Below are 16,818 nucleotides of genomic sequence, written 5' to 3'. Positions count from 1 at the left end.
CGGTCGCGGGGGCTAGCGGGCCCGCGGCAGCAGCGGCGTGACGCCCTGGGGCAGCGGGGGCAGCCCGGCGACCTGACAGAGCAGGTCGCCCCAGGCGTTCAGGTGGGCGGTCAGGTCCCCGGGGGCGTGGATCAGCGGGGTCCAGGAGGAACGGATCTCCACTTCGGCCCGCGTCGGGTCCTCGGCCAGGGCGCCGAAGCCGCGACTGGCCACCGAGGTGACCGTGCCGCTCGCGGCGGTGTGGGCGGCCTCGTGGTCGCGCAGCGCATCCAGCATCCAGGACCAGCCGACCTCCGGCAGCAGCGGATCGGTCACCATTTCGATGTCCACGTCGGCGTGGACGAAACTGACCAGGCGATAGGTGCCCGCCCAGGCGTCGTTCCCGGCGGGGTCGTGCAACAGCACCAGCCGACCGTTACCCATTTCGGCGTCCTCGATGAGCACGTCGGCGGCGACGGCGCACGAGTACGGTGCGATCCGGGCCGGAGCCGGGATCTGATCCACCTCGATCTCGGGACGCCACGGATGGGCCAGCATCAGCCGCTCTGCCTGCTGGTACACCGAGGAACCGGTCGGGCTCGGTCGAGAAATACCCACCCAAAAAGGGTAAGTAATCTCGGCGCGCCGAACGAGTCGACGCGCCGGGGCCGGGAACGGTTCTCGCGGACCGCGCCCGGGATTTGGTGGGGGTGTGGGAGGATCGCAGACATGTCCGCTTCTGCCTTCCTCAACGCTGCGACCCGGCAGCAGCACGACGACCGGGTCCCGGTGTGGTTCATGCGCCAGGCGGGCCGCTCCCTGCCGGAGTACCGCGAGGTACGCGCCGGCACCTCGATGCTGGAGTCCTGTCACGACCCCGCGCTGGTCTGCGAGATCACCATGCAGCCGGTGCGTCGCCATGACGTGGACGCGGCCATCTTCTTCTCCGACATCATGGTGCCGCTGCAGCCGGCCGGGGTGGCGGTCGACATCGTGGCCGGGCGCGGCCCGGTCATCGCCGAACCGATCCGCGACGCCGCGGGGGTGGACCGGTTGCGGTCGGTGACCGAGGACGACTTCGCCGACATCGCCGAGGCCGCCGGGCTGGTCGTCGCCGAGTTGGCCGGGTACGCCGACGACAAACCGCTGATCGGCTTCGCCGGCGCCCCGTTCACCCTGGCCAGCTACCTGATCGAGGGCGGGCCCTCCAAGGACTACGCCCGGACCAAGTCCCTGATGGTCGGCGACCCGCAGCTGTGGCACCGGCTGTGCGAGCGACTGGCGCAGATCTCCACCACCTTCCTGAGTGCCCAGGTGCACGCCGGCGCCCGTGCGGTCCAGCTGTTCGACTCCTGGGCCGGCAGCCTGCCGCTGGCCGACTACCAGGAATTCGTCCAGCCGCACTCGGCCGCGGTGCTGGCCGCCCTCGGCGAGTTGGACGTTCCGCGCATTCACTTCGGGGTCGGCACCGGTGAACTCCTGCTGGCCATGGGTCAGGCCGGGGCCGATGTCGTCGGCGTCGATTGGCGGATCCCGCTGGCCGAGGCGAATCGCCGGCTCGGTGGGGCGTACGTGCTGCAGGGGAACCTGGACCCGGCGCTGTTGGGGGCGCCCTGGCCGGTGCTGGCCGAGCGGGTCCGTGCGGTGATCCGCTCCGGGGCCGCGGCCCCGGCCCACATCTTCAATCTGGGCCACGGGGTGCCGCCGACGGCCGACCCCGATGTGCTCGGCCGTATCGTCGAATTGGTACACACCGAAGGCCCGGCTTTGCGGGCCGAAGCCCGGGAAGGACGCCCATGAGTGAGCAGACCGCCAGCCAACCCACCACGACCCCGCAGGCCGATGGCGAGCCGAGGAAGCTGAGCGCACGCGAGATCAACGAGATGACCCGCTACACCATGTGGTCGGTCTTCTGTCGCACCGAGATCGTCGATCCGGCGCTGGCCCAGCCGGCCCTCGATGCGATCGCCGCGGCGGGGGAGGGCAAGGACCTGGTGGTACGCGGGTTCTATGACGTCGCCGGGCTGCGCGCCGATGCCGACCTGATGATCTGGTGGCACGCCCCGGCGTACGAGACCCTGCAGGCGGCCTACCACGCCTTCCGGGCCACCGAACTGGGGCAGACCCTGGTGCCGGTGTGGTCGCAGCTGGCGGCGCACCGACCGGCGGAGTTCAACAAGTCGCACGTGCCCGCCTTCATGGCCGACGAGCAGGTCCGCGACCATCTGTGCGTCTACCCCTTCGTTCGCTCCCACGAGTGGTACCTGCTGCCCGATCCCGAGCGGCGCGCCCTGCTGGCCGAGCACGGGATGCTGGCCCGCGGGTACCCCGACGTGCGGGCGAACACGATGCCGGCGTTCGCCCTGGGCGACTACGAGTGGATCCTCGCCTTCGAGGCCGACGAGATGGGCCGCATCCTGGATCTGATGCGTACGCTGCGCGCCTCGGAGACCCGGCGCCACGTCCGGATCGAGACGCCGTTCTACTCCGGACGCCGGCGCGAGCTCGCCGAGATCCTGACCCTGTGGCAGGGCGCGGCGACCGGTCACTGACTGCCTGACAGGATGGACCGGCCGGCCGGATCAGCCGGCCACCCCACCCGGCGGGCCGCTGGCTGGGGATTCGTGCGACGGGAGGACTGGGAAATGCGTGCTGTGGTGATCGATCGTTTCGGTGGGCCGGAGGAACTGCATGAAGTCACCGACCGAGCAGTCCCGCAACCGCGGTCGGGCCAGCTGCAGGTGAAGGTGATCGCGACCGGGCTGAATCCGTTGGATTACAAGCAGCGCGACGGTTCCTCCAAGTCGATGGCCCACCTCACCGCCGGGGACTTCCCGATCGCCCTGGGTCGCGAATGCAGTGGCACGATCAGCGCCCTGGGCCCCGGGGTCACCGGCTGGGAGGTAGGCGAGGAGGTCATGGCCTTCTGCAACGACGTGACCGACGGCTCCTACGCCGAATACGTCTGTACGCCGGCCGACATGACCACCCGCATTCCCGCTGGCGGCGACCCGGTCAAACTGGCCGGGCTGCCGATCGCGGGCTTCACCGCGTGGACCTCGGTGCACGAGCGGGCGCGGGTGCAGGCGGGGGAGAAGGTGCTGATCCACGGTGGCAGCGGTGGCGTCGGGCAATTCCTGGTTCAACTGTGTGTCCGGGCCGGGGCCGAGGTCTGGGCCACCGCGTCGACCCGGAACCAGGACCGGCTGCGCGAACTCGGCGTCCACCACCCGATCGACTACCGGACCCAGGACTGGCAGACCTTGGTGCCGCAGGTGGATGTGGTGCTGGACACCGTCTACTTCGGGACCTTCGAGCCCAGCCTGGATCACCTGCGGCCCGGCGGCCGGATCGTCGTCCTGCCCAGCCTCGCCGACCTGACCCCGGCGACCAAGCGGGGGATCGAGGCGTCCATTCCCGGTCTGCACCCGATGCCGGCGGTAATGGACGAACTGGCCCGCGATGTGACCTCCGGTGCGCTGGACCTCGAGATCGCCGAGGTGCTGCCGCTGAGTGAGGTGGCCCGGGCGCATCGGATGCTGGAGGAGGGACACACCCGCGGGAAGCTCATCGCGACGCTGTGAGCCCCGAGCCGGCGCGGTCGGGGCTCAGGCCTCGGGCGCGGGGGTCAGGGTCATCGCGATCGAGTTGATGCAGTACCGCAGGTCGGTCGGGGTGTCATAGCCCTCGCCGGAGAACACGTGGCCCAGGTGCGAGTCGCAGGTGGCGCAGCGTACCTCGGTGCGCGGATAACCCAGCAGATGGTCGGTGTGGTACACCACGGTGTCCTTGGCCAGCGGCGCAAAGAAGCTGGGCCAGCCGCAGTGGGATTCGAACTTCTCCGTCGAGCGGAACAACTCGGCACCGCAGGCCTTGCAGGAGTAGACGCCCTCGGTGGTGGTGTCGGTGTACTCGCCCACGTGCGGCGGCTCCGTCGCGGCCTGGCGCAGCACCCGGAACTCCATCGGCGTCAGCTGGATCTTCCATTCCTGTTCGGACTTGATGACCTTCGCCGGGCGGGCGGGGGACGGGGACGATGTCTGCTCACTCACCCCGCCAGCCTACTCCGTGCGGCAAGTACGCCGGGCTGCTCAAAATTGCCGACCGCCCGTCGCGGCGCCCGGAGCCTGCCAGACTGACGCAATGGGTAAGCAGAAGCAGGACACGTTGTCGTTGCGGGACACGCTGCGGGTATCGCCGGAGCTGACCGACCTGGCCGAGCTGGATCCGGACGCCGATCCCGACTTCCCCGGTGACGGCAAGGGGGATGCCGACGATCACACCGCCGAACTCGCCGAGGAACTTTCCGACCTGCAGGAACGCCTGTACGCGGCCGGTCGCAGCACCCCGGAGCAGGCCCCGAGCATTCTGCTGATCCTGCAGGGGCTGGACACCTCCGGCAAGGGCGGGGTGATCCGCAAGGCGGTCGGCCTGGTCGACCCGCAGGGGATCCAGCTGCGCGCGTTCAAGGCGCCCACCCCGGAGGAGCTGGCGCACCATTTCCTGTGGCGGATCGAACAGGCCCTGCCGACTCCGGGCATGATCGGCATCTTCGATCGCTCCCAGTACGAGGACGTGCTGATCAGCCGGGTGGAGAACCTGGTGCCGGAGGAGGTCTGGCAGGCGCGCTACGACGAGATCAACGCGTTCGAGGCGAAGGTGGCGGCCGCCGGCACCCGGATCATCAAGTGTTTCCTCAACGTCTCCCGCGCGGAGCAGAAGAAGCGCCTGCTGGAGCGGCTGGACAACCCGGAGAAGCACTGGAAGTACAACCCCGGGGACGTCGACACCCGGCTGCGCTGGGACGACTACCAGGCGGCGTACCTGGCGGCCCTGACCCGGTGCAACACCGATGTCGCCCCGTGGTACGCCATCCCGGCCGACAAGAAGTGGTACCGCAACTGGGCGGTCGCCCGGCTGCTGCTGGAGGAACTGCGATCCCTGGAGCTGGGCTGGCCCGCCGCCGATTTCGATGTCGCCGACGAGCGGGCCCAGGTCGAGGCGTCGTGACCCGACGCCTCGCCCGGGCAGGCCTCAGACGGCCTCTGCCCGGAGGGCAGGCCTCAGACAGCTTCGTCCAGCCCTTCGGCGACGGCCTGCTCGACGAAACCGAAGTCGAGCAGATCCATCGCGCCGACGCAGTAGCGGGCGTGGACCAGGTCGACCACTTCGGGCTCACAGCCCAGGGGAGCGCCGACCGCGATCGCGCCGGCGGCCAGGGCCTGGGCGCGCTCGTGCTGGTACGCCTCGTCGGGGGTCAGGAACAGCGAGCCGACCGCGATGTGCCGGCGTCCCTGGCTGCGCAGCGTACGCACCGCGGCACCGGCGCCCTGATCGGGTTCGGTCGCGAAGGCGGTGACCACCGGCAGTTTGTGGTGCACCGACCACTGCCGGGTCCGGCGGGCGATCAGCGACAGGCTGCGCTGATCGTGGGTGCCCTCGACCGCGAGGACCAGGCCGTCCAGCTCGGTGGCGCGGGTCCGCGAGAGTGCGGCGCGCAGTCGGCGGTCGACCAGCGGCAGCAGCTGCGGCGAGGGGCCGATCGGGGCGGCGGCGTGGTACTTCAGCTCCGGATGAGAGTTGCGGACCCTGTCCAGGATGGTCTGCATGGTGTCGTCGGCACCGAAGGCATTGGACAGGTTCAGCGGAACGAAAACGACCTCGGTGGTGTGGGTCCGGGCGATCCGGCTGACCACCTGCGGCCCCGACGGCGGGCAGTGGTCGAGGAAGGCGGAATAGGTCGGGACCTCTGATCGCATCGACTGCATGGCTACACGTAACTGATGGGCAACATCGACCACTCGGGGGTCGGTGCTGCCGTGAGCCAACAGGACCAATGCGGGTGCAGTCATACTCAACTCTCTTCACGAGAAGGCGGCGCCGGATTCCCGGCCCGCGCGCAGCTGGTTCGCCTGCCGTGGCGGCCCGAACCGGTGCGGATCGGGCGTCGCGGACGAACCCCGGCGCATACTCAACCGTTCCGAAAAGGAAACCTCAAGTTAACCAACCACTATGTGAGATTATATCTCATATAGTGGGATTTCAAGCCCTTTGGGCCCCGTATTTTGCAGGGTTGCTGGCCCCGAGGGTCGGTTAGGATCGGCTTCATGGCGAGCAAGCACACCGAAGCACTGCGGACGTCGGCGTTGGACGAATTCGACAAGCAGGCGCCCCTGTTCGTGGCCCGGCTGGCGATGACGGGCTATGTGAAGATGATGCAGACTTGGCACCAGGACCAGTGGCAGGAACAACTCATCATGATCGAGTCGGCCGGTTGGCGGCTGGACTCCTGGCAGATCGGCGCCGACGGTTCGCCGTACTGTGTCTTCCGCCGGGCACCGGAAAATCGCCCGGACGTCGAACTGCGCTGATCGGCCGGGTTGCCGGGTGCGGAACCCGGTGCGGGGTGGGGGACTACTGCTGGACGTAGCTGACCAGTTGGTCGCGTTCGTCGGTGAGCTGGTCGATCCGAGACTTGACGACGTCACCGATGCTGACGATGCCGACCAACCGATCCCCCTTGAGGACGGGGAGGTGACGGATTCGCAATTCGGTCATCCGGCCGGCCAGGCTGACCGTGTCATCTTCGAGCAGGCAGGTCTCGGGGTCGGCGGTCATCAATGTCCGCACGCTCACCTCGCCGATGTTCGGGCCCTGGCCGGCCAGTGCCACCACGATGTCCCGCTCGCTGACGATGCCGACGACCCGGTTGTCATCGACCACGACGGCGGCGCCGATGCGCTGGCTCACCAGCAGCTCCACCAAGCTGCGGACGGACTCATCAGATCGGACGGTGACTACGCGGTCACCCTTGACCCGGAGGATGTCGTGCACCTTCATGGGGTGATTCTAGGCTCTCGCCCCGCCCCGGGGAAGAGGCCGGGTGGGCCCGATCAGCGCGCATCGGGCGGCGGTACGGCACAGCTGGAACCCGGAAAACGATGGCGATTGTCGGCCACCAGACGGTAGCCCAGCCGGGCCACGGGAGCGATCAGCGGCGCCCCCAGGGCCGCGCCGGCCAGGCGTACCGGCGCGCTCGCGGAACTGCCCAGGGCCGCGGCAATCGCCGCGACCCCATAGCTGACGCGCCGATCTGGGGCGACCGCAGGAATCTCCCGATCGGCGCGCGCGGGGTCGATCCCGTTCGCCGGGAGATCCACCGACTGCAGCGGGTGGACCTGATAGGCGAGCCGGAGCCGCTGCAGCAGACCGGCGGCCCGGGTGCAGATGCCGCAGTCGGCGTCGTACAGCAGCAGGCCCGTGGGCGGCATCACTCCGCGTCGACCTTGTGATGATGGTGGTGATAGTCGGCCGGCTCCATGATTCGCGAGCAGAGGTAGCCCACGACCAGGCCCCAGAACGCGGAGCTGATGCCGAAGAAACTGACCCCGGACACGGTCACCACGAAGGTCAGCAGGGCACCCCACACGTATTTGCCCCGGAACGAGGTGGTGAACGCCGACAGCAGGCTGGGCAGCATCGCCATCCCACCCAGGGCCAGCAGGTAGGTCTGCGGGGCGGCCAGCATCAGTTGGGTGAAGGTGGGGGCGAGGATGCCGAAGGCGAGCATGAAGAAGCCGAGGGTGATCGCGGCGGTGTACTGGCGCTCCTTGCGTCCGGAACTGATCAGGATCGCGTTGGTCGCCCCGGTCAGGCAGGACGGATGGGCCCCGACGGTGGCCGCGGCCAGGGTGCCCAGACCGCTCAGCATCGCGGCGGTGTTGACCGGCGGCTCGAACTCGCCCTTCCGGAGAATGGCCGTCCCCTGGCCGTTCTGCACCACCAGCACGGTGATGGTCATCGGGATGACCAGTTCGATCATGGCCGGCAGCGACCACTGCGGGACGGTGAACTCGGGCCGGGCGAAGAACGAGTCGAGTTGGATCGACTGCTGGTCGAACTTTCCGGTTGCGGCAATGATCGCCGCGCCGACCAGCAGCGCGCCGATCACCGGGGGAAGGTATTTGCCGAGCCGGGTGATCCGGGTCAGCAGCAGGAAGACCAGCACCATGCCACCGGCCAGCACGGCATCGGTGCGGACCGACTGGACCAGGTCGGTGCCGAACTTCAGGAAGACCCCGGCGACCATCGCCATCACGATCGGCATCGGGATCAGGTCCATCACCTTGCGGACCATGCCGGTCAGGCTGAGGATCAGGATCAGGATGCCGGTGGCATAGAACGTGCCGACCACCTCGGCCCAGGTGTAGCGCCCCGACGCCAGCACCGGCCCCAGCAGCACGGTGCCCGGAATCGTCCAGGCGAAGGCCAACGGTCGGCGATAGATCACCGTGGCCACCACGGTGATGATCCCGGCGACCACGAAGATGCCGAACAGCCACGAGGCGAGTTGGGAGGCGGTCAACCCGCCGCCCTGGCCGACGGTCAGGATCACCGCCACCGGGCCGGAGGCGGAGAAGATCAGGGCCACGATCGCGTTGCTCAGCGAGGACAGGTTCATGTCCCGGAGGTAGTCGCGGGGGGTGACCGGGCGTACGCCGGGGCGCTCGAACAGCGGTTCCCGGGTGCGGGTCGGAGTCGTCATGGGGCTCCTTGAACGGTGATGGGCAGGCTGCGGTGACTGGACCGATGACTCGGTGCTATGCAATCACGTCCGGTCCATCGAATCATTCCGGCGGGCGCCCGAACCGAACCGAGCCGTACCCAGTCCTGCCTGGGTATGCCATACCCAGGCAGGACAGGGCTCTGCCCAGGACTGGGCAGGGTGTCGATCGGTTGCCAGACTGGACCCATGACAGACAACGCACAGACTCCCGTCAGCAATGAGACCACCGGCAAGCTGCGTGCCGTGGTGACCGGCGCCAGCACCGGCATCGGCGACGCGACCGTACGCCGGCTGCTCGCCGAGGGCTGGTCGGTGCTGGCCGTGGCCCGCCGCGAGGATCGGCTGGCGAAGCTGGCCGCCGAGACCGGCTGCGACTACGTGGCCGCCGACATCACCTCCGATGAGGACGTGGCCCGGATCGTCGAGGCCGCCGGGCCCACCCATGCCCTGGTCAACAATGCCGGCGGTGCCCGGGGTGTGGACCGGGTCGACGCGGCCGACCTGGACAACTACCGCTGGATGTATGAGACCAACGTGCTCGGCACGGTGCGCCTGACCAAGGCGATGCTGCCGCAGATGATCCCGACCGGCCGGGCCGACGTCCTGCTGCTCACCTCGGTGGCCGCGCACGGGGCGTACGAGGGCGGCGGCGGCTACACCGCCGCCAAGAATGCCGAGCGGATCATCGGGGAGACCCTGCGGCTGGAACTCAACGGGCAGCCGGTCCGGGTGATCGAGATCGCCCCGGGCATGGTGCAGACCGAGGAGTTTTCGCTGCGTCGACTCGGCAACGATCAGGCCAAGGCCGACGCGGTGTACGAGGGGGTGCCGAACCCGCTGGTGGCCGAGGACATCGCCGATGCGATCGTCTGGACGCTCACCCGCCCGCATCACGTGAACATCGACCTGATGGTGATCAAGCCGCTCGCCCAGGCCGCCTTCCACAAGGTGTACAAGGAGGCATGATGCCGCCGAACGAGCTCGGCGAGTTCCTCCGGGCCCGGCGGGCGATGGTGGCCCCGGACCTGATTGCTCTGGGCGATGCCCGGCCGCGGCGGGTACCGGGGCTGCGCCGCGAGGAAGTCGCCCGGCTGGCGGGCCTGAGCACCGACTACTACACCCGGCTGGAGCAGGGGCGGCACCGCTCGCCGTCCGACGGGGTGCTGGCCGGGCTGGCCGAGGCGCTGCAACTGGATCCCAGCGCCCGGCAGCATCTGTTCTCGCTGGCCCGGGCGGCGGCCGGGGACGTGCGGGGGCAGCGCTCGGCCGCGGCCGTGCAGCGCGTCCGGCCCTCGCTGTACCAACTCCTCGATGCCGTCGACCTGCCCGCGTTCGTCCGGGGGCGGCGGACCGAGGTGCTGGCGATGAATCCGCTCGGTGCGGAGGTGCTGCACGACTTTCTGGCCGAACCGGTCCGGCAGCGCCAACTGGTCCGCTGGGCCCTGCTGGACCCGGAGGCGCGGTCACGTTACCGGGACTGGGAGAGCGTGGTGAGCGGCATGGTCGGCACGCTGCGGATGGACGCCGGACGGCATCCCGACGACCCGTTGCTCAAGGAACTGGTCGGCGACCTCGCGGTCAACTCGCCGGAGTTCCGGACCTGGTGGGCCGAGCAGCGGGTGGTCGAGCGTACGGCCGGAATCAAGAATCTGCACCATCCGGTGGTGGGGGACCTGACCGTCGACTACGAGGCACTCGACGTGGCCGGCGAGGAGGACCAGACCCTGTTCATCTACACCGCGCGGCCCGGGTCGCCCACCCATGATCGCCTGGCGCAACTGCGGGAACTGTTGCTCGAACGGCAGACCCGCCGGGAAACAGCAGGCCGGACCCCGAAAGGAGTGGACACCGGGGCGATTGCAGGTAAGGTAAGCCTTACCTAAGCAATCAGGAGGCTTGATGTCCGACCTCGCCATTCGTGCCCGCACGGTGCTGATGACCTCGTCCCATGTCGAAGTGGGCACGCCCGGGACCAGAAGGTTGGCCGGCGCTCACGTGGTCGACCGGGCCGGGGCGGTGCTGTTCGATCCGTACGCCTGCTTCGGTGGCGCCGCCGACGGCCTGCTGGGTGGGGAACTCTGTCCCCGGGTGGAACTGGTTGCCACCGATGTCACCGCGGTGCCCCAGCCGGACCGGGTGCGGGCTCGGGTCCGGATGGCCGGGATCGCCCACCCGGTAGAGGTGCCCAGCCATCCGGCGGTGCTGCGTCACCTGGGTGTCTCGGTGGGGGACCCGGTGGTCCGGTTCGTGCCCGATCAGGTGAGTATCGAGGTCCGGGACGGCGCTGGGCTCGAGCGATGGGCCGAACTGGACGTGGCCGACTATACCGGCGCCGGGTTCGATCCCTTGGTCGGTTGGGAATCGATGTGGATCGCTCACCTTGCGACCGGACATGCCCTCACCCTCCGTGCGCTCGCCGCCCAGCGGATCACGCTGGCCGACCATGACCAGGTGTGTCCGTTGGGTGCGGACGCCAGCGGGATCACGCTACGGATTCACGGCGAGGCCCGGCCCCGGGATCTGCACGTCCCCTTCCCGCAGCCCGCCGCCTGTGGCTGTGCCGCCGTGGCCGGATTCCGGGAACTGCAGGGCTTGCTGGGGTGAGAGGGCCTGCGAAAGGACTGCCGGGGTGAGCAGGACCGTTCGGGTGAAACGCCACACCGGGAGCGATCCGTGCGGATCGCTCCCGGTGCGGTGAGCTGCGCCGGCTCAGCGAGCCAGCTTCTTGAGATCGACGGTGGGATCAGCCAGCTTCTCCCGATCGGGGATGATGCCCCGGTCGATCATCCGCCGGATGGCCCGAATCGCATTGCCGCCGTCGATGGCCGCCGCCCCGAGGACGTGACCGTCACCGGCCAGCATCACCGCGATCGCGGGTACGCCGTCCCGGTACCGCACGACGAGTTCACCCTCCTCGCGCATGGTGCCCACCGCCTCGACGTGGAGCCCGTACCGATCGGTCCACATCCAGGGCGCCGGGTGCACCGGCAGGTCCTGCCCGAGCAGCGCCGCGGCTGCGGTCTGCCCGGAGTGGGTGGCCGATTCCCAGTGCTCGTGTCGGACGCCGAGCGTGCCGTCGGCGTGCCGCAACCGGGCGATGTCGCCGATGGCGTACACCTTCGGATGCGACGTGCGCTGACTCTCGTCGACCAGCACGCCCCGATCCATGTCCAGGCCCATGTCCCGGGCCAGGTGGATGTCGGGGATGATGCCGATCGCGACCAGGACCGCGTCGGCAACCACCTCGGTGCCGCCCTCGTCCGGGCCACCGTCGACCTCGACGACGAACTTGCCGTCCCGCTCGGCGAAGGCCGTGGTCTGGGCCACCAGGGTGTGTACGCCATGCGCCTCGTGCAACTTGTGCAGGTGCAGCGCGATGGTCTCACCCATGCCGGCCACGCCCGGGATCGGCACCGGATCGATCAGGGTGACCTCGGCCCCGGCATGGACCGCGGTGGAGGCCACCTCGGCGCCGATCAGACCGGCCCCGATGATCGCCAGGTGCTTGCCCGGCACCAGGACCTCACGCAGGGCATCCGCGTCGGCCTTGGTCCGCAGGTACCGCAACCCGGGCAGATCGCCGCCGGGGATGGGCAACGAGCGGGCGTGCCCACCGGTGGCCAGCACCACCTCGTCGGCCGGCAGGGTGGTGCCCGAGGCGAGGCTCACCTCCAACGTATCGGGGTCGATCGCGGTGACGGTGTCGGTGACCAGGGTTACGTTGTTCTCGGTGAACCACGATTCGTCGGAGAAGGGCAACTTGTCGGCCGGCTGGCGGCCGTCGAGGTACTCCTTGCTCAGCGGGGGCCGGTCGTAGGGCAGGCCCTCGGGATCGACGATCGTGATGGCGCCGCCGAAGCCGCGCTTGCGCAGTTCCTGGGCCATTGAGAAGCCGGCGAGACCGCCGCCCACGATGACCAGGTTTTCCGGAATGGACATCAGCCCTCCTGCCCGTCCGCGGGCACCCCGACGTACAGCCAGATCTCGTCGTTGCGGATCTCGACCTTGTGCGTACGCACCGGGTGGCTCGCCGGAAGACACAGGGCTGCACCGGTGCACAGCGAGAACTTCGCCGAGTGGATCGGGCACTCGACCTCGTCGCCTTCGATCCAGCCGTCGCCCAGGGAGGCGTCCTCGTGCGAGCAGGTGTCGTTGAGGGCGTAGTACTTGCCGTCGGAGAAGAAGACGGCGATGTCGTCATCCCAACCGGCGGTGTCGGCCGGGACGATGAGCGCCTCTTCGTCCTCGATGTCGCCCGCGGCACCAACCTTGATCGGTTCAGCCATGTGAATTCCTTTCGCGGGGATCAGTAGAAGATGGTCAGGTTCTTGATCAGCAGGCCGGCCATGTCGAACAGAATGCGGCGTTCCTTGATCAGGTAGCCCCACTCCGACTCCGGGGCCCGGACGATCTTGTCCGAACGCTCACCGGTGATCATGTCCTGGGATCGCTGGCCCATCGAACGATACGCGAGGAAGTTCGACTTGACCGCGAATTCGCCCTCCGCCTCGCCGGCGCTGACCCGGACATTGGAGACCAGGTGGCGGGCCCGCGACGGGGGTGCCTCGCCCCAGGCCTGATCGGTCAGCAGGCGGTCCACGCGTTGCTTGAGCTGAACCTTGTTCTCCTCGAAGTACACCGAGGTACCGAACGCCGAGATGCGCTTGGCGCGCTCGCGCGGGTAGCGGTCGGTCTGGGTCGGTGCCCAGTACATGGTGTCGTCGTGGAAGAAGTCCAGCCACTTGGCGAACTGCCAGTCGTCGAGGACCTGGACCTCTTCGAACAGGAAGCGGGTGATGGCGCGCTCGTCGGCGGGGTCGACGGCCGCGAGCAGGTTGGTCACGTTGTCAGTCATGTCAGTTGCTCCTGGTTCCCGGCCGGCCTCAGTTGGACTTTCCCATGCGGTGCTTCTCGCGAAGCTGCTTCAGTTCGTCCCAGTTCTCGGCATTCATCATGTCCACGTAGTTGCTGTACATGTTGATCGCCGCGTTGTCGGAGAACACGTGCTTGGTGGACCCGCCGGGGTAGGGGCCTTCGTCCCACTGGATAGGGGCACCGGTCATCTGGTAGGTGAAGCCGGAATCGCGGGCGATGCGGCCGTGCAGCACCTCCTGCATCTCCTCCCAGTTCAGCGCGTCGTCGCCCTCGAACATGCCGCCGGGGGTGAAGGTACGCATCACGTCGCGGCGGATCGAGTCCTTGGTGGCATCGTCGGCGTCCTTCGGGACGAAGGTCCAGGCCCAGATCTCCTGATGGCCCGGGCCGCGCGGGTGGGTCACCCGAATGGTGTAGTTGCCCAGCACCATGAAGGTCGGCCAGATGTTCAGGTGGCCGCGGATCTCCCGGTTGTCACCGAGGCGCTTGGCGATCTGCTCGGCGATCTCCGGCTGGGCCTCCCACTTCTGCATGGCCTGACCGGTGTTGGGGACCTCGGAGCCCTTCTCGCCGTACCAGGCACCGCCGTGGCCGTAGTCGGAGAAGAACTGACGACCGGTTGGGTTGTCACCGCGCAGGGTGCGGTCGGCGGCATCGGAGCCCTTGTTGAGCACCTGGCCGGCCGAGACGTGGGTGATCTCGGAATGCTGCATGTCCGAGGTGGGCTGCTCGGCCATGAACTTCCAGTTGTTCGGCAGGGTCCACTTGTGGAAGGCGATCGGCTCCATGCCGCCGTCCCAGCGGTCGATGTAGCCGTCGAGGTAGTACTTGGCGCTGCCGAGGTACTCCTCGAACTCCGGGGCTTCCTCGTCCCAGGTGCCGAACCAGAAACCCTTGTAGTTGGTCAGGCGGGGGATCGGGCGGGCGGGGTAGTTCGCCTTGTCGAAGTCGTCGGGGTAGGCGTCGCCCTCCCGGGGGACCTGGATCAGGCTGCCGTCCAGACCGTAGGACCAGCCGTGGAAGGAACAGGTGAACGCCTTGGCCGCACCCTGGTCGACGCGGCAGATGCGCATACCACGGTGACGGCACTGGTTCAGGAAGGCCTTCACCGAGCCGTCCTTCTGGCGGACGATCAGCACCGGGTCCTCACCGATGAAGTTCTGGAGGAAGTCACCCTTCTTCGGGATCATCGAGTCGTGGGCGAGGAAGCACCAGGCGCGCCGCCAAACCTTGTCCAGCTCCTGTTGGTAGATGTCTTCGTCGGTGAACATGTGGCCCTTGAGGCTGCCCTTGTCGAGATCGACGAGATCATTGATGTCGGTCACAGAGACTCCCTTGTCGTGTGGCTGGGCGTGCATCGGACCTGCCGCCCGTACTTGAGCAGGCGCTCAAGATGCGTCAAAGATAACCCACCACGACTTCTTGAGCAAGTGTTCAAGTGCGGCGTAGGGTGACAAGTCCTAGGCTGATCCCAGCACAATGACGAGCGGAGGGGAACCCATGGCGGGAAACCGGGGTGACACCAGACAGCGAATTCTCGAAGCCGCCCGGACGGTCGCCCGCGAACATGGGTATGGCGGCACCACCATGGCCATGATCCAGAAGGCCGCCGGCGTCCACCCGGGCTCGCTCTACTGGCACTTCAAGGATAAGGACTCCCTGTTCACCGGGATGATCCAGGACGCCTACGAGTCCGCGACGTCGTCGTACGCCGGCATCGCCACCACGGGGAATCCGAATCCGGTGCTCGCGGCGCTGTCGGGGATCGTGGACAATCCGGCCCGGTTCGGACTCTGGCGATTCAACGTCCAGTTGATGTTGGATACCAGCATGGCCGAATCCGCGACCGCCGGCGCGATCCGCGAGTTGCGCGTACGCACCAAGGCGCAGGTGGTCCAGGAGTACTTCGACGGACTCGACCCCGCGGTCGTCGAACGCTATCCGCAGTTGCCCGCGCAACTGGCGGAGTATGCCCTCACCGTGATCGAAGGCTGTGCCCTGGCCCGGGTCGCCGGTCAGCCGGCCGATGAGGAGCGCGTCACCGCGGCCGGCTCCTCGGTGATCGACGCCTGTGTTGCCGAGGCCTGTGAGACCGTCGGCGTACCGGTGCCGGCGGCGATCCGGCGGCGGCTGTCCGGTGCCGGTGCGGGGCATCTGCTGCTGCAGGCCCCCGTGGTTTCCCCCGCTGAGAAGGTTTCCCCCGCCAAGAATAGGAATGCTTCATGAACTGGTTGTCCGAACAGATCATCGCCCTCACCGGTGGGGGGTCCGGCCTGGGCCGCGCCCTGGTCGACACTTTGCAGGAGGAGGGGGCCCGGGTCGCGGTCCTGGAGTACAGCCCGGAGAAGGCCGCCGCGCTGCGGGCCGAGACCGATCCGGACCGGGTGCAGGTGATCGAGGGCGACGCCGGTTCGTACGCCGACAACGAGGCGCTCGTGGCGACTGCGGTGGGCACCTGGGGGAAGCTGGACTCTTTCATCGCCAATGCCGGTCTGTGGGACTTCAACCGCGGGGTGGCCCAACTGAGCGCCCAGGAACTCTCCGACGGGTTCGATGCGATGTTCCGGCTGAACGTCAAGGCGCCGCTGCTGGGGGTCAAGGCCGCCCTGGAGCCGCTGCGGGCCAGCGGCGGGTCGGTCATTCTGACCCTGTCGAACTCGGCGCTGTACCCCGGTGGTGGGGGACCGCTCTACATCGCCAGCAAGCATGCCGGGGTCGGGCTGGTGAAGCAGTTGGCGTACGAGTTGGCGCCGGACATCCGGGTGAACGCGGTAGCTCCGGCGGGGATGAACACCGACCTGCGCGGCCCGGCCGAGCTGGGGCTGGCCGACAATGCGGTCGGCAATGACGACTTCGCCGCGGCGGTTGCGCGCAAGTCGGCGCTGCAGCGGTGCCCGGAGCCGGACGACTACACCGGGGCGTACGTGCTGTTGGCCTCGCGCCGCTTCGGGAAGACCACCTCGGGCTCGGTGCTGGATATCGCCAATGGCAAGGGGCTGGTCGGCCGGGTGCTGGACGACCTGCTCGCCTGATCTGTGGCGGTCCGGGGGAGGTCGCTCTGTCACGGAGTGGCCCCACCGGGCGCGGGCAAAGGAAAAGCACCCGGTCGCTGTGCTGCGACCGGGTGCTGATCTGGTGGGCGGTACTGGGTTCGAACCAGCGACCTCTTCCGTGTCAGGGAAGCGCGCTACCGCTGCGCCAACCGCCCGAGGTGGGTACGGGATTTGAACCCGTGTACACGGATTTGCAGTCCGTTGCCTCGCCTCTCGGCCAACCCACCATGAACCGGGGTAACACCCCTTGGTGGTGGCCCCACGCTCCGAGCGGACGACGGGATTCGAACCCGCGACCCTCACCTTGGCAAGGTGATGCTCTACCAGCTGAGCCACGTCCGCATG

20 protein-coding genes and 3 tRNA genes are annotated in these 16,818 nt (G+C 68.3%); 10 read left to right on the top strand and 13 right to left on the bottom strand.

Going from position 1 to position 16,818, the window contains the following annotated elements:
* Window positions 1-12: 12 nt before the first annotated feature.
* Window positions 13-597 (bottom strand): DUF3000 domain-containing protein, encoded by a 585-nt coding sequence (locus G531_RS0116105; protein WP_245630562.1) that lies wholly within the window; start codon window positions 595-597, stop codon window positions 13-15.
* 111 nt (window positions 598-708) lie between these two features.
* Between G531_RS0116105 and hemE the strand changes: the two genes are divergently transcribed.
* The 3 genes from hemE to G531_RS0116090 all read left to right on the top strand — a co-directional run bounded on the left by hemE (window position 709) and on the right by G531_RS0116090 (window position 3,563).
* Window positions 709-1,779: a uroporphyrinogen decarboxylase gene (gene hemE / locus G531_RS23340; protein WP_035759387.1), complete on the top strand. Its 1,071-nt coding sequence runs from the start codon at window positions 709-711 to the stop codon at window positions 1,777-1,779.
* Entirely contained in the window at window positions 1,776-2,531 is a 756-nt protein-coding gene (hemQ, locus tag G531_RS0116095) for a hydrogen peroxide-dependent heme synthase (protein ID WP_081684197.1), read from the top strand. The genes hemE and hemQ overlap by 4 nt, the downstream gene beginning before the upstream one ends.
* Before the next feature lie 93 nt (window positions 2,532-2,624).
* Window positions 2,625-3,563, top strand: coding sequence for an NADP-dependent oxidoreductase (locus tag G531_RS0116090; protein ID WP_026928016.1), 939 nt, complete (start codon window positions 2,625-2,627; stop codon window positions 3,561-3,563).
* Window positions 3,564-3,587: 24 nt separating this feature from the next.
* On the opposite strand, the gene msrB is transcribed toward G531_RS0116090, so the two are convergent.
* Window positions 3,588-4,031, bottom strand: coding sequence for a peptide-methionine (R)-S-oxide reductase MsrB (gene msrB / locus G531_RS0116085; RefSeq protein ID WP_211221881.1), 444 nt, complete (start codon window positions 4,029-4,031; stop codon window positions 3,588-3,590).
* A gap of 91 nt (window positions 4,032-4,122) precedes the next feature.
* On the opposite strand from msrB, the gene G531_RS0116080 reads away from it, so the two are divergent.
* Entirely contained in the window at window positions 4,123-4,989 is an 867-nt protein-coding gene (locus tag G531_RS0116080; RefSeq protein WP_035759385.1) for a PPK2 family polyphosphate kinase, read from the top strand.
* A gap of 53 nt (window positions 4,990-5,042) precedes the next feature.
* Here G531_RS0116080 and G531_RS23335 read toward each other — a convergent pair whose 3' ends face one another.
* Window positions 5,043-5,831, bottom strand: coding sequence for a sirohydrochlorin chelatase (locus G531_RS23335; protein WP_081684196.1), 789 nt, complete (start codon window positions 5,829-5,831; stop codon window positions 5,043-5,045).
* A 255-nt stretch (window positions 5,832-6,086) separates the two neighbouring features.
* Here G531_RS23335 and G531_RS0116070 point away from each other — a divergent pair, with 255 nt between their 5' ends.
* Complete coding sequence (locus G531_RS0116070; RefSeq protein WP_026928013.1) at window positions 6,087-6,350, top strand: hypothetical protein; 264 nt, start codon at window positions 6,087-6,089, stop codon at window positions 6,348-6,350.
* A 43-nt stretch (window positions 6,351-6,393) separates the two neighbouring features.
* Here the strand turns inward: G531_RS0116070 and G531_RS0116065 are convergent, their stop codons facing one another.
* From G531_RS0116065 to G531_RS0116055, 3 genes are read right to left on the bottom strand one after another with little or no spacing between them, the layout of a single operon-like run.
* Window positions 6,394-6,819, bottom strand: coding sequence for a CBS domain-containing protein (locus tag G531_RS0116065; protein WP_026928012.1), 426 nt, complete (start codon window positions 6,817-6,819; stop codon window positions 6,394-6,396).
* A gap of 53 nt (window positions 6,820-6,872) precedes the next feature.
* Window positions 6,873-7,250 (bottom strand): thiol-disulfide oxidoreductase DCC family protein, encoded by a 378-nt coding sequence (locus tag G531_RS0116060; protein WP_026928011.1) that lies wholly within the window; start codon window positions 7,248-7,250, stop codon window positions 6,873-6,875.
* Window positions 7,250-8,524, bottom strand: coding sequence for a benzoate/H(+) symporter BenE family transporter (locus G531_RS0116055; RefSeq protein WP_026928010.1), 1,275 nt, complete (start codon window positions 8,522-8,524; stop codon window positions 7,250-7,252). Before G531_RS0116055 ends, G531_RS0116060 begins: the two co-directional genes overlap by 1 nt.
* Window positions 8,525-8,731: 207 nt before the next feature.
* On the opposite strand from G531_RS0116055, the gene G531_RS0116050 reads away from it, so the two are divergent.
* From G531_RS0116050 to G531_RS0116040, 3 genes are read left to right on the top strand one after another with little or no spacing between them, the layout of a single operon-like run.
* Window positions 8,732-9,511 carry an SDR family oxidoreductase gene (locus tag G531_RS0116050; protein WP_051215613.1) on the top strand — a complete coding sequence of 260 codons (780 nt, stop codon included), beginning with the start codon at window positions 8,732-8,734 and terminating at the stop codon, window positions 9,509-9,511.
* Window positions 9,511-10,428 (top strand): helix-turn-helix transcriptional regulator, encoded by a 918-nt coding sequence (locus G531_RS0116045; RefSeq protein ID WP_245630561.1) that lies wholly within the window; start codon window positions 9,511-9,513, stop codon window positions 10,426-10,428. Before G531_RS0116050 ends, G531_RS0116045 begins: the two co-directional genes overlap by 1 nt.
* A 16-nt stretch (window positions 10,429-10,444) precedes the next feature.
* Window positions 10,445-11,149 (top strand): DUF2470 domain-containing protein, encoded by a 705-nt coding sequence (locus tag G531_RS0116040; RefSeq protein WP_026928007.1) that lies wholly within the window; start codon window positions 10,445-10,447, stop codon window positions 11,147-11,149.
* A 105-nt stretch (window positions 11,150-11,254) separates the two neighbouring features.
* Here the strand turns inward: G531_RS0116040 and G531_RS0116035 are convergent, their stop codons facing one another.
* The 4 genes from G531_RS0116035 to G531_RS0116020 are packed head-to-tail and all read right to left on the bottom strand — an operon-like array spanning window position 11,255 to window position 14,745.
* A complete protein-coding gene (locus G531_RS0116035; RefSeq protein ID WP_026928006.1) occupies window positions 11,255-12,484 on the bottom strand; it encodes an NAD(P)/FAD-dependent oxidoreductase in 1,230 nt (409 codons plus the stop codon).
* Window positions 12,484-12,831 carry a non-heme iron oxygenase ferredoxin subunit gene (locus G531_RS0116030; RefSeq protein WP_026928005.1) on the bottom strand — a complete coding sequence of 116 codons (348 nt, stop codon included), beginning with the start codon at window positions 12,829-12,831 and terminating at the stop codon, window positions 12,484-12,486. Before G531_RS0116030 ends, G531_RS0116035 begins: the two co-directional genes overlap by 1 nt.
* A gap of 20 nt (window positions 12,832-12,851) precedes the next feature.
* The gene (locus tag G531_RS23330; RefSeq protein ID WP_051215612.1) at window positions 12,852-13,400 is read right to left on the bottom strand and encodes an aromatic-ring-hydroxylating dioxygenase subunit beta; all 549 of its coding nucleotides are present in this window, start codon (window positions 13,398-13,400) and stop codon (window positions 12,852-12,854) included.
* Between the two features lie 28 nt (window positions 13,401-13,428).
* Entirely contained in the window at window positions 13,429-14,745 is a 1,317-nt protein-coding gene (locus tag G531_RS0116020; RefSeq protein WP_026928004.1) for an aromatic ring-hydroxylating oxygenase subunit alpha, read from the bottom strand.
* A gap of 154 nt (window positions 14,746-14,899) precedes the next feature.
* Between G531_RS0116020 and G531_RS0116015 the strand changes: the two genes are divergently transcribed.
* Both G531_RS0116015 and G531_RS0116010 read left to right on the top strand, forming a co-directional pair.
* On the top strand, window positions 14,900-15,646 hold the full coding sequence (locus G531_RS0116015; RefSeq protein ID WP_081684194.1) for a TetR/AcrR family transcriptional regulator: 747 nt from the start codon (window positions 14,900-14,902) through the stop codon (window positions 15,644-15,646).
* Window positions 15,643-16,452, top strand: a complete 810-nt coding sequence (locus tag G531_RS0116010; protein WP_026928002.1) for an SDR family NAD(P)-dependent oxidoreductase — start codon at window positions 15,643-15,645, stop codon at window positions 16,450-16,452. Before G531_RS0116015 ends, G531_RS0116010 begins: the two co-directional genes overlap by 4 nt.
* A gap of 101 nt (window positions 16,453-16,553) precedes the next feature.
* On the opposite strand, the gene G531_RS0116005 is transcribed toward G531_RS0116010, so the two are convergent.
* The 3 genes from G531_RS0116005 to G531_RS0115995 all read right to left on the bottom strand — a co-directional run bounded on the left by G531_RS0116005 (window position 16,554) and on the right by G531_RS0115995 (window position 16,815).
* Window positions 16,554-16,628 (bottom strand) — tRNA-Val (locus G531_RS0116005).
* Between the two features lies 1 nt (window position 16,629).
* Window positions 16,630-16,700: transfer RNA gene (locus G531_RS0116000), tRNA-Cys, on the bottom strand.
* Between the two features lie 42 nt (window positions 16,701-16,742).
* Window positions 16,743-16,815: transfer RNA gene (locus tag G531_RS0115995), tRNA-Gly, on the bottom strand.
* Window positions 16,816-16,818 lie beyond the last annotated feature (3 nt).

The organism is Granulicoccus phenolivorans DSM 17626 = NBRC 107789 = JCM 15570 (assembly GCF_000423085.1).
GTDB lineage: Bacteria > Actinomycetota > Actinomycetes > Propionibacteriales > Propionibacteriaceae > Granulicoccus > Granulicoccus phenolivorans.
Note: the sequence above shows the minus strand (reverse complement) of the source record. Positions and strands in the feature narration are given on the sequence as shown.

Coding starts and splice junctions, on each gene's coding strand:
- hemE (WP_035759387.1), top strand. CDS start 709: ATGTCCGCTTCTGCCTTCCTCAACGCTGCGACCCGGCAGCAGCACGAC.
- hemQ (WP_081684197.1), top strand. CDS start 1,776: ATGAGTGAGCAGACCGCCAGCCAACCCACCACGACCCCGCAGGCCGAT.
- G531_RS0116090 (WP_026928016.1), top strand. CDS start 2,625: ATGCGTGCTGTGGTGATCGATCGTTTCGGTGGGCCGGAGGAACTGCAT.
- G531_RS0116080 (WP_035759385.1), top strand. CDS start 4,123: ATGGGTAAGCAGAAGCAGGACACGTTGTCGTTGCGGGACACGCTGCGG.
- G531_RS23335 (WP_081684196.1), bottom strand. CDS start 5,831: ATGACTGCACCCGCATTGGTCCTGTTGGCTCACGGCAGCACCGACCCC.
- G531_RS0116070 (WP_026928013.1), top strand. CDS start 6,087: ATGGCGAGCAAGCACACCGAAGCACTGCGGACGTCGGCGTTGGACGAA.
- G531_RS0116065 (WP_026928012.1), bottom strand. CDS start 6,819: ATGAAGGTGCACGACATCCTCCGGGTCAAGGGTGACCGCGTAGTCACC.
- G531_RS0116060 (WP_026928011.1), bottom strand. CDS start 7,250: ATGCCGCCCACGGGCCTGCTGCTGTACGACGCCGACTGCGGCATCTGC.
- G531_RS0116055 (WP_026928010.1), bottom strand. CDS start 8,524: ATGACGACTCCGACCCGCACCCGGGAACCGCTGTTCGAGCGCCCCGGC.
- G531_RS0116050 (WP_051215613.1), top strand. CDS start 8,732: ATGACAGACAACGCACAGACTCCCGTCAGCAATGAGACCACCGGCAAG.
- G531_RS0116045 (WP_245630561.1), top strand. CDS start 9,511: ATGCCGCCGAACGAGCTCGGCGAGTTCCTCCGGGCCCGGCGGGCGATG.
- G531_RS0116040 (WP_026928007.1), top strand. CDS start 10,445: ATGTCCGACCTCGCCATTCGTGCCCGCACGGTGCTGATGACCTCGTCC.
- G531_RS0116035 (WP_026928006.1), bottom strand. CDS start 12,484: ATGTCCATTCCGGAAAACCTGGTCATCGTGGGCGGCGGTCTCGCCGGC.
- G531_RS0116030 (WP_026928005.1), bottom strand. CDS start 12,831: ATGGCTGAACCGATCAAGGTTGGTGCCGCGGGCGACATCGAGGACGAA.
- G531_RS23330 (WP_051215612.1), bottom strand. CDS start 13,400: ATGACTGACAACGTGACCAACCTGCTCGCGGCCGTCGACCCCGCCGAC.
- G531_RS0116015 (WP_081684194.1), top strand. CDS start 14,900: ATGACGAGCGGAGGGGAACCCATGGCGGGAAACCGGGGTGACACCAGA.
- G531_RS0116010 (WP_026928002.1), top strand. CDS start 15,643: ATGAACTGGTTGTCCGAACAGATCATCGCCCTCACCGGTGGGGGGTCC.